13 protein-coding genes and 1 tRNA gene are annotated in these 12,976 nt (G+C 56.9%); 5 read left to right on the top strand and 9 right to left on the bottom strand.

Annotated elements, in window-relative coordinates; translation table 11 throughout:
- Positions 1–29 precede the first annotated feature (29 nt).
- The 7 genes from ABLQ08_RS06840 to rpmH all read right to left on the bottom strand — a co-directional run bounded on the left by ABLQ08_RS06840 (position 30) and on the right by rpmH (position 5,764).
- Complete coding sequence (locus ABLQ08_RS06840; RefSeq protein ID WP_352940368.1) at positions 30–773, bottom strand: pyrimidine 5'-nucleotidase; 744 nt, start codon at positions 771–773, stop codon at positions 30–32.
- Positions 770–1,657 carry an acetylglutamate kinase gene (argB, locus tag ABLQ08_RS06835; protein WP_352940367.1) on the bottom strand — a complete coding sequence of 296 codons (888 nt, stop codon included), beginning with the start codon at positions 1,655–1,657 and terminating at the stop codon, positions 770–772. Before argB ends, ABLQ08_RS06840 begins: the two co-directional genes overlap by 4 nt.
- A gap of 96 nt (positions 1,658–1,753) precedes the next feature.
- Positions 1,754–2,401 carry a ribosome biogenesis GTP-binding protein YihA/YsxC gene (gene yihA / locus ABLQ08_RS06830; protein WP_352940366.1) on the bottom strand — a complete coding sequence of 216 codons (648 nt, stop codon included), beginning with the start codon at positions 2,399–2,401 and terminating at the stop codon, positions 1,754–1,756.
- A gap of 10 nt (positions 2,402–2,411) precedes the next feature.
- Positions 2,412–3,092 (bottom strand): CatB-related O-acetyltransferase, encoded by a 681-nt coding sequence (locus tag ABLQ08_RS06825; protein ID WP_352940365.1) that lies wholly within the window; start codon positions 3,090–3,092, stop codon positions 2,412–2,414.
- 237 nt (positions 3,093–3,329) lie between these two features.
- Entirely contained in the window at positions 3,330–5,159 is a 1,830-nt protein-coding gene (yidC, locus tag ABLQ08_RS06820) for a membrane protein insertase YidC (protein WP_417714901.1), read from the bottom strand.
- A gap of 9 nt (positions 5,160–5,168) precedes the next feature.
- The gene (gene rnpA, locus ABLQ08_RS06815; protein WP_352940363.1) at positions 5,169–5,570 is read right to left on the bottom strand and encodes a ribonuclease P protein component; all 402 of its coding nucleotides are present in this window, start codon (positions 5,568–5,570) and stop codon (positions 5,169–5,171) included.
- Between the two features lie 59 nt (positions 5,571–5,629).
- A complete protein-coding gene (gene rpmH, locus ABLQ08_RS06810; RefSeq protein ID WP_006934271.1) occupies positions 5,630–5,764 on the bottom strand; it encodes a 50S ribosomal protein L34 in 135 nt (44 codons plus the stop codon).
- Between the two features lie 322 nt (positions 5,765–6,086).
- On the opposite strand from rpmH, the gene ABLQ08_RS06805 reads away from it, so the two are divergent.
- The 4 genes from ABLQ08_RS06805 (at position 6,087) to ABLQ08_RS06790 (ending at position 10,233) form a co-directional block, all read left to right on the top strand.
- Positions 6,087–6,911 carry a TVP38/TMEM64 family protein gene (locus ABLQ08_RS06805; protein ID WP_352940362.1) on the top strand — a complete coding sequence of 275 codons (825 nt, stop codon included), beginning with the start codon at positions 6,087–6,089 and terminating at the stop codon, positions 6,909–6,911.
- A 57-nt stretch (positions 6,912–6,968) separates the two neighbouring features.
- Complete coding sequence (locus tag ABLQ08_RS06800; RefSeq protein WP_352940361.1) at positions 6,969–8,399, top strand: dihydrolipoyl dehydrogenase family protein; 1,431 nt, start codon at positions 6,969–6,971, stop codon at positions 8,397–8,399.
- Positions 8,400–8,453: 54 nt separating this feature from the next.
- Positions 8,454–9,923, top strand: a complete 1,470-nt coding sequence (locus tag ABLQ08_RS06795; protein ID WP_352940360.1) for a sensor histidine kinase — start codon at positions 8,454–8,456, stop codon at positions 9,921–9,923.
- 233 nt (positions 9,924–10,156) lie between these two features.
- Positions 10,157–10,233 (top strand) — tRNA-Arg (locus tag ABLQ08_RS06790).
- A 225-nt stretch (positions 10,234–10,458) separates the two neighbouring features.
- Here ABLQ08_RS06790 and ABLQ08_RS06785 read toward each other — a convergent pair.
- Positions 10,459–11,178 carry a helix-turn-helix transcriptional regulator gene (locus ABLQ08_RS06785; protein WP_352940359.1) on the bottom strand — a complete coding sequence of 240 codons (720 nt, stop codon included), beginning with the start codon at positions 11,176–11,178 and terminating at the stop codon, positions 10,459–10,461.
- A gap of 187 nt (positions 11,179–11,365) precedes the next feature.
- Between ABLQ08_RS06785 and ABLQ08_RS06780 the strand changes: the two genes are divergently transcribed.
- Positions 11,366–12,310 carry an alpha/beta fold hydrolase gene (locus ABLQ08_RS06780; protein ID WP_352940358.1) on the top strand — a complete coding sequence of 315 codons (945 nt, stop codon included), beginning with the start codon at positions 11,366–11,368 and terminating at the stop codon, positions 12,308–12,310.
- Positions 12,311–12,538: 228 nt separating this feature from the next.
- Here the strand turns inward: ABLQ08_RS06780 and ABLQ08_RS06775 are convergent, their stop codons facing one another.
- Positions 12,539–12,811 carry a hypothetical protein gene (locus ABLQ08_RS06775; protein WP_352940357.1) on the bottom strand — a complete coding sequence of 91 codons (273 nt, stop codon included), beginning with the start codon at positions 12,809–12,811 and terminating at the stop codon, positions 12,539–12,541.
- Positions 12,812–12,976: the final 165 nt, after the last annotated feature.

Here is a 12,976-nt window from a genome sequence, read left to right as displayed (position 1 = left end):
TCTTTTCAGCGCCAGTTTCGTGAACGGTTTCAACCGATAGCGCCGAGCACCGCCTTGAGAAAACCTGTGAGATCTTCGGTGACGAAGTCCACATGCGGGTAGGGGTCTCCCTCAAGATCCCAGCTCTCCTGAAAGACGTCACGCGAGCCCTTGGGAATGATGAGCGTGGTGCGCATGCCAAGGTGATGCGGAACCTTCAGGTTTTTCGGCAGGTCCTCGAACATGGCGGAGCGGGCCGGAGATATGCCTGTCCGGTGCAGAAACTTGTCGTAGGCCTCCCGGTTGGGCTTGGGGACCAGGTCGGCCGAGACAATATCGAAAATGTCTTCAAAGTGCTCCGAGATCCCCAACGCGGCTGCCGTGCGTTCCGCGTGTGGCCGGTCGCCATTGGTGAAGATGAACTTTCTGCCCGGCAACGCTTCGATCGCTGCACCGAGCTTCGGATTGGGCGACAGGCCGGAATAGTCGATGTCATGCACGAAGGCGAGATAGTCGTCCGGATCGATATTGTGCGTGGTCATCAATCCGCGCAGGGTCGTGCCGTATTCGTGATAAAGCGTCTTTTGATGCGCCATCGCATCGGCACGGTTCAGGTCCAGGATCTTTTGCACGTAAAGCGCAATTTGCTCGTCGATTTGCGAGAAGAGATCGGCTTCATGGGGATAGAGCGTGTTGTCAAGATCGAAGACCCATGCTTCGACACCCTTGAAAACTCTCAGATCCTGGCGATGTATGTGCGGGCCCTCGTGGGGCAGGGGGCGTTTTCCGGTCACGGGCGGATCAATGTCCCCGCGCCACCATCGGTGAAGAGCTCCAGGAGAACGGCATGCGAAACCTTGCCGTTCAGAATGACAACGCCTTCAACCCCGCGATTCAGTGCTTCGATGCAGGTCTCGACCTTGGGGATCATGCCACCGGAAATCGTTCCGTCCGCGATCAGCTCGCGTGCTTTTGCAACGGTCAGCTGTTTGATGAGGTTTCCGTCCTTGTCGAGCACGCCTGGAACATCGGTAAGGAACAGAAGGCGTTTTGCGTTCAGGGAACCTGCAATTGCGCCTGCTGCGGTGTCAGCATTGATGTTGTAGGTCTCACCGTCCTCGCCATGGGCGACAGGCGCAACCACCGGAATGATGGCCTCTTTCAGAACCAGCCGCAAAACGGTCGGGTCGACCGTTGCAGGCTCGCCCACGAAGCCCAGGTCGACAACGCTTTCGATATTGCTGTCCGGATCGACGACGGTGCGCTTCAGCTTGCGGGCGGTGACAAGATTACCGTCCTTGCCGCACAGCCCGACCGCGCGGCCGCCTTCGGCGTTGATCATCTGGACGATCTCTTTGTTGATCGCGCCGGCCAGAACCATTTCAACCACCTCGACGGTGGCCTTGTCGGTGACGCGCAATCCACCCTTGAATTCACTGACGATGTTGAGCCGCTGCAGCATCTTGCCGATCTGCGGTCCTCCGCCGTGAACGACCACCGGATTGACACCGGATTGGCGCAAAAGCGTGATGTCCCGTGCGAATGCCTGCCCCAGTTCCGGATCTCCCATGGCATGGCCGCCGTATTTCACCACGACGGTCTTGTCGTCGTAGCGCTGCATATAGGGCAGGGCTTGAGCGATTATGTGGGCACGGCTGGAAGTGTCGGGCGTGGTCATCGAGGCGTTTTACTCAACAGTTCAAAAGGACAATTGGCGAAAGATCACTGCTATAACGTTTTTGCCAGGGCTTCACAATCTGTCGCAGGTCACGGATTACTGATGCGCAAGCAAACACAGCTCGGCTCGCAGGTCATCGATCCCCCGGTTCTTCTCCGAGGAGGTTGCGATGATAATCGGGTGCGCTGCCACGCGCTTGGCAAGAAGCCCCTGCGTTTCCTCGATGAGCCGCTCAAGTTGAGGCGGTTTGATCTTGTCGGACTTTGTCAGAACAATTTGATAAACGACGGCCGCCTTGTCGAGAAGGTCCATTGCTTCCAGGTCGTTTTTCTTGATGCCGTGCCGGCTGTCGATCAGCAGGATTACCCGGCGCAGGTTCGGGCGGCCACGCAGATAGGAGAAGACCAGTTTGGTCCATGCATCAACCAGCTCTTTGGGCGCCTGCGCATAGCCATATCCCGGCATGTCGACAATGGACAGCGGCGTTTCGGGCGCAACAAAGAAGTTCAGCATCTGGGTTCGACCGGGTGTCGACGATGTTCGCGCCAGTCCCTTGCGGCCCGTCAGGGCGTTGATCAGGCTGGATTTGCCCACATTCGAACGCCCTGCGAAGGCAATCTCGGTTCCGGCCGCGTCCGGCAGGTTGGCCATGTCGGTGACGCTGGTGAGAAAGTCCCATTGGCGGGCGAACATCAGCCGCCCGGCTTCCAGGTCTTCGTCTTGGTATGTCTTTTCTTCGCTCATGAAGTGCCTTCTAGCCTGCCTTTGCCGTGCCGTCGAGCCTCGTCTCCGGATGTGCAGCAGCCAGTTCGAGCGCATCCAAATCCGCGCCACGAATGGCCCTCAGGTTTTGGGTGATTGTTTCAATCGGCCAGTGCCACCAGGCGATCTCGAGCAGACGGTCGATCCTTGTTTCGTCAAACCTCAATCTGACAACCTGTCCGGGGTTGCCGACCACAATCGCATAGGGAGGCACATCGGAGGCAACAACGGTGTTGGCGCCGACAATTGCACCCGAGCAGATCGTTACGCCGGGCATGACCGTCGAGTTAGTGCCAAACCAGACATCGTGCTCAACGATCGTGTCCCCGCGCAGGTGGTCGAAGATTGTGGCCGGGTCGAAATCTGCCCGCCATTCCTCCGCAAAGATGTTGAACGGATAGGTGGAAAAGCCGGTCATGGCGTGGTTCGCACCATTCATGATGAATGTGGTTCCCGTCGCCAGGGCACAGAACTTTCCTATCTTGAGCCGATCGCCGACAAAGTCGAAATGGTAGCGGACATTCCGGTTTTCGAATTCGGCAGCATGGTTCTCGTCGTTGTAATACGTGAAATCGCCGACTTCGATTGTCGGACGGCTGATGACGTTTTTCAGGAAAACCGTGTGCGGTTCGCCATTGAATGGATGAAGAGTATCGGGAGACGGACCGTGCATGGGACCTCCGGTAAAAGCAAGAAACAAGGGAAGAAAAGCGCGTTTTCTAACGCGGTCGACCTGCCGGTAAGCGACTTCGCCTTGCGGGATAGGTCTTGCCTTAGTGGGTCATAGGTCCGAACACTCCTTTAGATCGCGGATTGGCTTTTTCGGCGGCGAGCACACGAGAAAGGTCAAAAAAGAAAAGGCCCCGCCGAGTGGCGAGGCCTTTGTGTGTATCAGGTCTTTTCAGACTTGTCAGCTCTTGTCGTTGGCTGCCGGCTTCTTTCGTTTGAACATGCCGGACAGGTTGTCCCAGAGCTCCACCTTGGCACCCTGGCGGCGCATGATCACATATTGCTGTGTCACGGACAGGGTGTTGTTCCAGGCCCAGTAGATCACGAGACCTGCCGGGAAGGATGCAAGCATGAAGGTGAAGACCACAGGCATCCAGGTGAAGATCATCTGCTGTGTCGGATCGGGCGGAGCCGGGTTCATCTTCATCTGGATGAACATGGTGATACCCATGATCAGCGGCCAGACACCCAGCATCAGCATCTGCGGCGGATCCCACGGGATCAGGCCGAAGAGGTTGAAGATGGTAGTCGGATCCGGAGCAGACAGATCCTGGATCCACCCGAAGAAAGGCGCATGGCGCATTTCGATGGTGACAAACAGAACCTTGTAGAGAGAGAAGAACACCGGAATCTGGATCAGGATCGGCAGACAGCCGGCCAGCGGATTGATCTTTTCTTTCTTGTAAAGCTCCATCAGCGCCTGCTGCTGCTTCTGGCGGTCATCGGCGTATTTCTCGCGGATTTCCGTCATCTGCGGCTGCACAAGCTTCATCTTGCTCATGGAGACATAGGACTTGTTGGCAAGCGGGAAGAAGATCAGCTTGACCAGAACCGTCACTGCCAGGATCGCGACACCGAAGTTGCCGATCAGGTGGAAGAACCAGTCGATCACGAAGAACATCGGCTTGGTGAGGAAGTAGAACCAGCCCCAGTCGATCATCAGTTCGAACTGCTTGATGCCCAGAGTTTCCTCATAGGAGTCGATCAGGTTGGTCTCTTTGGCTCCCGCAAACAGGTAAGAGCTGGTCTCACCGGTCTGACCGGCTGCAACAGTTACGCCGTTGCCGAGAAAGTCTGTCTGGAAATTGCCGGTCGCGGTGGAGTGGCTGAAGCTCGGCTGGAATTCCTGACCGGGAACCGGGATCAGTGTCGAAGCCCAGTACTTGTCGGTGATACCAAGCCAGCCCTGGTCTACCTTGGCGGGGCGGATCGTGCCTTCTTCTTCCAGATCGGAATAGTCGACTTCTTTCAGGCCTTCTTCGCCGAAGACACCGAGCAGACCTTCATGAAGGATGAAGAAGCCGGTCGTTTCGGGCGTGCCCTGGCGTGCAATCAGGCCGTAGGGGTAAAGCGTCACGGCATCGGAAGAAGCGTTTTCGACGGACTGGGCGACAGTGAACATGTAGTTCTCGTCAACCGAATAGGTCCGCTTGAACGTCAGGCCACCGCCATTGTCCCAGGTCAGGGTCAGGGGCGTGGTCGGAGAAAGATTGGCATCACCTTCCACGGACCAGAGCGTGTCGGGACCCGGGAGAGCGACATTCGCGCCCGGATCGGCAACCCAGCCGTAATCGGAGTAGTAGGGGTTCGGACTACCCTTCGGTGAGAACAGCACGATGGTCGGGCTGCTCTTGTCGACCGTCTCATGGTAGTCCTTCAAACGCAGGTCATCGAGGCGGGCGCCTTGCAGGTTAATCGAACCTTCAAGGCGTGGTGTATCGATGATGACACGGTCCGAAGCGGCAAGAGCTTGTTCGCGGTTGGCGAAAGTAACCTGGCCACCGGCCGTCTGGGCCGGTGCGGTCGCGTCTGTGCCGGGCGTTGCCGTCGGCTGAGGAGCGTCCGGATTGGCACCGCCGGTCGTGGCCTGAAGAGCCGCGTTCGCTTCCTGTTGTGCCTCGAGAGCAGCCTGCTGGCGCTCCAGCTGCGGACCCGCCACGAAGTACTGCCAGCCAAGCAGAACCACCAGGGACAGAACGATTGCCAGAATCGTGTTTCGGTTTTCAGAAATCAACTGGAGTTACCCCTGTTTCCTGCGCGATGTCATCTGAGTTTGCCGGCTAACCCGGCGCGGCTTGCCACGGCCACGCGGCGTCTCCGGATCCAACACTTGCGTCAGGCCAGACTTAAGGTCTGCAACAAGCTTTTGAAAGGGAAGAGTGAGAGCGCTGTCGCGTGCAACAAGCACGAAATCAGCTTTTTGCGGAACATCGGTAGCGCTCAGTTCGGCCACAGCTGCCCGTAGCCGTCGCTTGATACGGCTGCGCATGACCGAATTTCCGGTTTTTTTGGTGACGGTATAGCCCACACGCGGTGCATCTTCGGACTCGCGTGCCAATCCCTGAACGACAAAAGCGCGCCGACCCAATCGGCCGCCTTTGGCGACCGCCAGGAATTCGGAGCGCTTTTTAAGAGTGTCCATAGCGGCGGATTGGTGTTGGCAGACGCCGCCAACCCGGCGCACTGCGGGCTGGTCGCCGATTAGGCGCTGAGGCTCTTGCGGCCCTTCGCACGGCGACGAGCAAGCACCTGACGGCCATTTTTGGTGGCCATACGTGCGCGGAAGCCGTGGCGGCGCTTGCGGACAAGACGGCTCGGTTGATACGTACGCTTCATTGTTCTTCCCCGCGCGATTTAATGCGCGGCCCTTGTTCATTTATAAATTCTTTGGAGGAAGCACTCGAAGCGCTGGAAGAGCGCGGCTCATATCAGCCTTGGGTCCGAATGCATGTCCCGGTCGAGCGCGCTTATAAGCGTCATGCCGCTTCAAGTCAACGTTGTGAGCCAAGATTCTCTGCCTGTGCGTGGATCACGCACAGGTGAACGGGCGAGACCGGGGCGTCACTTATCAGTGAAGCACGGTTCTTTTTACCGGGATTAAGGTACATCTGGCTAAAAGAACAGTATGACAAGACCGGGGCAACCGGAATTTTTGAGAATGACGGGATCGGAAATACGGGGGGAAGAGGCCGACACCATGACTGCGCCAAAGGAAACGGATCCGGCTATTGAATCACCTGCAAGAGATTCTGGTTCCGGCAGAATCAGGAAGTGGCTTCCTCTCATCGTTCTGATCGTGCTCATGGTCCTGGCCTTTTCGCACGGCGTCCACAAGCAGCTGACTTTGTCGAACCTCATCATGCGCCGCCAGGAGCTGGCAGGGTTCGTCGATCAGAACATCGTTGTTGCGGTTCTGACTTACCTCGTCATCTATACCGTGTCCGTTGCACTTTCCTTCCCGGGTGCGTCCTTGCTCACAATTGCAGGCGGATTTCTGTTTGGTTGGGTCCTGGGAGGATTCGCAACCGTGTTCGGCGCTACTCTGGGCGCCTGCGCCGTTTTCCTGGTCGCGCGATCCTCATTCGGTGAAGTGCTCACCAAGAGAGCCGGACCGTTTCTGTCACGGCTCGCAAAAGGGTTCAGAAACGAGGCTTTCAGCTATCTCCTGTTTCTCAGGCTGACACCGGTCTTTCCGTTTTGGCTGGTCAACATCGCTCCGGCGATCTTCCAGATGCCTCTGTCGTCCTACGCCTTGGCAACGTTTGTCGGCATCGTGCCTGGCACCTTTGCATTTGCCTTCATCGGCTCCGGGCTGGACAGCGTGATCGAGGCCCAGGAAGCCGCCAATCCGGGATGCGCTGCCGCCGGAACCTGCCAGGTTGATGTCGCCGCCCTGGTGACACCCCAGCTGCTGGTCGCATTTTTTGCCCTTGGCATTGCCAGCCTGATACCGGTCGTTCTGAAAAAAGTTCGCGCACGCTGATCCGGTCGCAACAAAAAAATCTCTAATATCAAACAGACTCACTTGAAGGAGCCCTTCATGGCAAAGCTGCTGACCCCGGATATATGTGTGATCGGTGCCGGTTCCGGAGGACTTTCCGTGGCAGCCGCAGCGGCCGCGTTCGGGGTGGATGTTGTCCTGATCGAGAAAGGGTTGATGGGCGGTGATTGTCTCAATTATGGCTGTGTTCCGTCAAAAGCACTGCTTGCTGCGGGCAAGGCGGCCGCCAATGATGAGAAAGGCTCCGGCTTCGGAGTTTTCACGAGCGGCCAGAGCATCGATTTTTCGAAGGCAAACGATCATGTGCGGCAGGTCATTGCGGCGATTGAGCCGCATGATTCGCAAGAGCGTTTCGAAGGTCTGGGAGTTACGGTTCTTCGCGAAGCCGCAAAATTCACCGGCCCGGACAGGCTGGTAGTCGGCGATACCGAAGTTCGGGCACGCCGTTTCGTGGTCGCAACCGGCTCAACCGCCTTCGTGCCGCCAATACCCGGTCTGGACAAGGTTCCCTATCTCACCAACGAGAGCCTGTTCGATCAGAGGGAAGTCCCAGACCACCTCGTGATCATCGGGGCCGGGCCGATCGGACTTGAGATGGCCCAGGCTCACCGACGGCTTGGGGCGAAAGTCACCGTATTCGAAGCGCAGAAGGCACTTGCCAAGGACGACCCGGAGCTTGCGTCTGTCGTCTTGGACGCGCTGACGGCCGAAGGGATCGAAATTCTGGAGGAAACAGGAGTTGAAGGTGTCCGGGAAACGGACGGTGGAGTAATCGTATCCGCCAGAACCGGGGACGGCCGGAAAGTTGACGTTGAAGCCAGTCATCTGCTCGTGGCAACGGGCCGGGCGCCAAATGTCGAAGGCCTTGGGCTGGAGGAAGCTGGTGTGGAATTCGACCGGAAGGGAATCAAGGTCGACAAGGGGCTCAGGACGACCAACCGGAAGATCTATGCCATCGGAGATGTGGCGGGCGGGCTGCAGTTTACCCATGTGGCCGGCTATCAGGCCGGATTGGTGATCCGTTCGATTCTGTTTCGGATGCCGGTATCGATGAATGAGCATTATGTCCCGTGGGTGACCTACACCTCTCCGGAACTCGGCCATATCGGGATGACCGAAACGGAAGCCAGAAGTGCTTATGGCGGCAAGGTCAAGGTTCTGACCGCTGACTATTCGGCCAATGACCGGGCTCAGGCCGAAGGAGAAACGACGGGCAGGTTGAAACTGATTGCCGGTCCTGGCGGGCGTTTGCTTGGCGCCGATATTGTCGGCGTTCAGGCCGGTGAGATTCTGAACATTCTTTCGCTGGCATTGTCGAAAAAGATGAAGATGAAAGACCTTGCCGGTTTCATCGCGCCTTATCCCACTTTGGGGGAGCTGGTGCGCCGGGCCGCAATTTCTTACTATGCGGAAGCACCCAAAAACGTTTGGGTGCGCCGCGTAATCGGTTTATTGCGTAAATTTGGATAATCGATTGCCGCGTTTGGCCGAAGGAATCGGCCTGTGTGACTGGGACGAAACGACATGAAGCATGAGGGCGCTCCGCAAGGGGCCGTTGTCCCTTCGAAAGATGAAGATGGCCAGTCCGTGGCCAGGGACAGCTATGGCCGTTACAGATACGGCGGCCTGTCGGCCAAGCTGCTTCTGCTCACCGTCGTGTTCGTGATGCTGGCCGAAATCCTCATTTATGTGCCATCCATTGCAAACTACCGGAACACCTGGCTGATGGATCGCCTGACGACGGCAGGTGTGGCGGCTTCCGTTCTGGCAGAAACCAGCACCATTGCCCCCAGGTTGCAGGAAGAGTTGCTCAAGACAACCGGTGCAGTTGCGATATCCCTGGATCAAGGGTCAAGACGCAGCCTGATCGCGATGAGCAATGTGCCGGGAGAAGTGGATTTCGTCGTCGATATGGCGGACGTGACCCCCTGGTCGTCGATTGTGAGCAGCTTTCAGGTGCTTACCTATCGCGGTGACGGGGTTCTGCGGATTGTCGGTCTGGGTCAGATGGGGCACACGGAACGGGTGGACGTGGTCTTGCCCGTCAGCCTGTTGCAGCAGGACATGCTGGCCTTTTCGGCGCGAATCCTGGGCCTGTCGCTCGTCATATCCGTGATTACGGCCAGCCTCGTCTATATCACCCTGCGCGCGGTGTTCATCCGTCCCTTGCGCAGACTGACCAAATCCATGGAGCGCTTTGCGGAAAATCCGGAAGATGCTTCCAGGATCATGAGCATCTCCGGTCGGCGCGATGAACTGGGTGACGCGGAAATCCGGCTTGCGGCCATGGAGGAGGCGCTTTCCCGGGCGCTGCACCAGAAGCAGAGACTGGCCGATCTCGGTCTTGCGGTCTCCAAGATCAACCATGATCTGCGTAACCTGTTGGCCTCCGCACAACTGTTTCTGGAACGTCTGGAACACGTACCGGATCCGACGGTCAGCCGCATCGCCCCCAAGATCCTGGCAACCCTCGATCGGGCGGTTGGTTACACCCAGGCGGTGATGTCCTACGGCAAGGCACAGGAAAAGGCGCCGCAGCGGCGTTTGTTGTGCCTTCACAGGGTAGGGGAAGACGTCGCGGACGTTCTTGGCCTGGCGGATCATGGAACGGTCAGGTTCGACAACAGGGTCTCCGAGGAAATTGAAATCGACGCGGATCCCGAGCAGATTTTCCGGGTGATTTTGAACCTCGTACGCAACGCGCTGCAGGCGCTGGAAGCGGAAAAGGACGAGACACTCATCAGGCGGATTACTTTGGAGGCGCGGCGCGAGGAAAACTGTGTCCATGTAACCGTTTCGGATACGGGGCCTGGCATCCCTGAAAACATCAAGCAGGCCATGTTCAAGGCGTTCCACAGTGGGTCCAAGAATGGTGGTATCGGTCTCGGGCTTGCGATTGTTGCCGAGCTGTTGAAGGCGCATGGCGGCAAGATCGAGCTGGACGAGAGCAAACCGGGGACATGCTTCCATCTGGAAGTGCCTGATCGCCCCTGACGAGATGAAAGTTTTGCACAGGGTGGGTGTCGCCAACAGCCAAGGTCTTAGGTTTTCTGCGGGTTTTTGATCTGTGTGTCAGTTCCATGAAAAAAAGTTCAAAAAGTCCCTTGCAATCCCCGACGGACCGCAGTAGGTAAGCGCCCTGTCCGGGGCACACAACATCGCCCCGCAGCCAGCGAGATAGGTCCTCAACGGTTCCTGAACCAGAAGACAGATCTTCGCAACTAGAAGCACCGGTAGCTCAGCTGGATAGAGCACCAGACTACGAATCTGGGGGTCGGGGGTTCGAATCCTCCCCGGTGCGCCATTTCCCCAAAAAAGCAAAATGTCTAAAGGCTTCGGCCCTTATGCCTTGACTGGGCTCAGTTGGGTTGCGGCGCGAACACGTCTCGAGGCCGGACAGAACCGGAACTGCAGCGTTCTGTGCCGCAGCAAACGTCAGGTTAGTGGATGCAGGCACGATTGCTATCGAGTCCCTGACACAATCTGAGTCTGTGAAACATCATGCCAAGTTTTTCTCCAAGCACGAGGGTCAGCGGGGCGACTGGCGAACAGGGCGGACGTCATTGGCGAATGGCGCAAGGCGTCGCCGAAATGCCGTACCATCAACGCATTCCGGTTCGCTGATCCGGTCCATTCGAAAATGTCTGAAATCGTCTCGCACTGGATCCCAGGCCACCAAATACCATAGCGGTGGCAGGATCAGCATGGCCTGCGGTTCCACATTTCGGCTCGTTTCGACCCCTTTTGCGTCCCGGTACTGAAACCGCAGGCGTAGCCGTTGGAGAAAAGCCGTTTCGAATGCGGGGAGCAACGCCGGGTCCATCGTTCCCATGTCAGAAATGTCCACCTGCGGAGAGAGCTCTCCGACATACAGGCAATCCAGAAACCGGCGCAAATCGCGAATCTTGTCTGATGGCAAGGCCTTTTCGATTTTGGCAAGCCCGGCATCAGCGAGATCTGCAAAGGGCAAGCGGCCGGCCGCACGCATCGATGTGACGCTGATGAGAAGCGCAAAGACCTCGGCGACCGAGAGGCGCGCCGTGGTCTGAACAGATTGCGGATCAAGCTGCAGACCGCCCCCGCGCCCGGTTTCGGAATGAATGACAAATCCCTGATCACGCAGCGCCCCAATGTCACGTAACACAGTACGCCGGGAGGCGCCGACCTCCTCTGCCAGGTCAGCGACTGTCGAGGTGCCGCTGCGGCGAAGGCAGCGCACGATGGCGTCTTGTCGTATGCGAGCATTCATTTCGTATGGCTACCATTCAATAGTGCCAAGTTTTGGCACCATTAGATCTTAGGCAATGGCTGTCCGCGTCAGCAAGGAGACTTCGAACTTGCAGCGCGCATTCTCAAATTCCTGTGGCTGAAAAGAGCGGCGTTCAACAAGTGAAGGCGCCGCCAGGTCATCCCGCGACAGAAAAAAAGGACATTCAATGTTTAATCCAACGGACTTTCCGCAGCCAACACGTGTTTCAGTCAATGGTGTGGAGCTCGAGGTCTTCGAAGCGGGGCAGCAAAATGCAGGAAACCCGATTGTGCTTTGTCATGGTTGGCCAGAACATGCCTTTTCCTGGCGTTATCAGATGCCAGCGCTTGCCGAAGCGGGCTATCATGTCATCGTACCAAATCAACGGGGCTATGGTCACTCATCCCGTCCGGCAGAAACAACTGACTATGACATTGAACAGTTGTCGGGCGACCTCGTCGCGCTTCTCGATCACTACGGATACGAAGATGCCATTTTCGTTGGCCATGACTGGGGTGCAAACGTCGTTTGGGGGCTGACGCTCTTGCATCCTGATCGGGTGAACAAAGTCATAAACCTGGCCTTGCCTTACCAGGCACGCACTGAAAAGCCCTGGATCGAGTTCCTCGAAGATGTTTTTGGGAGCGACCATTATTTCGTTCACTTCAATCGGCAGCCGGGCGTTGCGGATGCCGTGTTTGACGAAAATACTTCCCGGTTCCTGCGCAACATGTTCCGTAAGAACGTTCCTTCAGCATCGCCAGAGCCCGGCATGATGATGATCAATCTCGCCAGAGCAGAAGCACCGCTTGGCGAACCCTTGATGAGTGACGACGAGCTGGCCGTTTTTGTCTCCGCGTTTGAGAATTCCGGGTTTATGAGCAGCATTAACTGGTACAGGAACCTCGATCGAAACTGGCACATCCTGGCAGATGTAGACCCGATCATCCAAAAGCCTGCGCTCATGATTTACGGCGATCGCGATTTGATTCCGAAGTCTGAAAAACTGACAGACTTCGTTCCCAAGGTTGACGTGGTCAGCCTCGATTGCGGCCACTGGATTCAGCAGGAAATGCCTGAGGAGACGACCCATGCGATCCTGAAGTGGTTGGAAGACCAGGGCGCAGCATAATTTCTGAAAGCTTCAAACTGAACCGCCCTCCGGCCTGGTCGGAGGGCGTGTTAAAGCGCCTGTGACAGGGGCCTGTACATCAAACGTGAAAATGGCCGATGCCGACACCATCGGGCATTGCTCATTGTTCCATGCAAGTTGGCGGTTTGGATTTTGAACCAACTCTTTGGTTCTTGGCGATTCGGCTCGCACGCAAAAGAACCGGCTTCAGCGACAGATTGCCAGGTATCACCGTTTTGATTGACTTGGTGCCGGAATGTCCCGGCTCGCTACAGCGTCGGACAGGAAGGTCAGAACGTGCGGGTCTCCTTCCGCTTCCTGATGACCCAGAGAGAGATTGTCAAAAAAGGCTGTTTCAGCACGAATGGCCTCGGCACAGTTAAAGGCCTCGGCCCCCAAAATCTTCAATGCCTGAATGCTGCCGGAGCCATTGGATTGAGGTTTTGCGGTTGTTCCGAACGAAAGAGAAAAAGTAGCACCTAAAATAAAAGCTCTGTCCATTCCGGTTTTTCTCCCAAAGAACCGATTCTCCGTTCAGGGCGATACGGACGGTTCTTCACTTTCGACTTGAAGCAATGTGGCAACGGTGAAGTGGCGCGAATCGTCCTGTCTTCACCTAGCTTTGTCAGTGTCTCCAGAATCTTCCGGCTGAATTCACCCAATTGG

Source organism: Roseibium sp. SCP14 (assembly GCF_040329475.1).
In the GTDB taxonomy this organism is placed as follows: domain Bacteria; phylum Pseudomonadota; class Alphaproteobacteria; order Rhizobiales; family Stappiaceae; genus Roseibium.
This window is presented reverse-complemented; position numbering and strand designations above follow the sequence as displayed.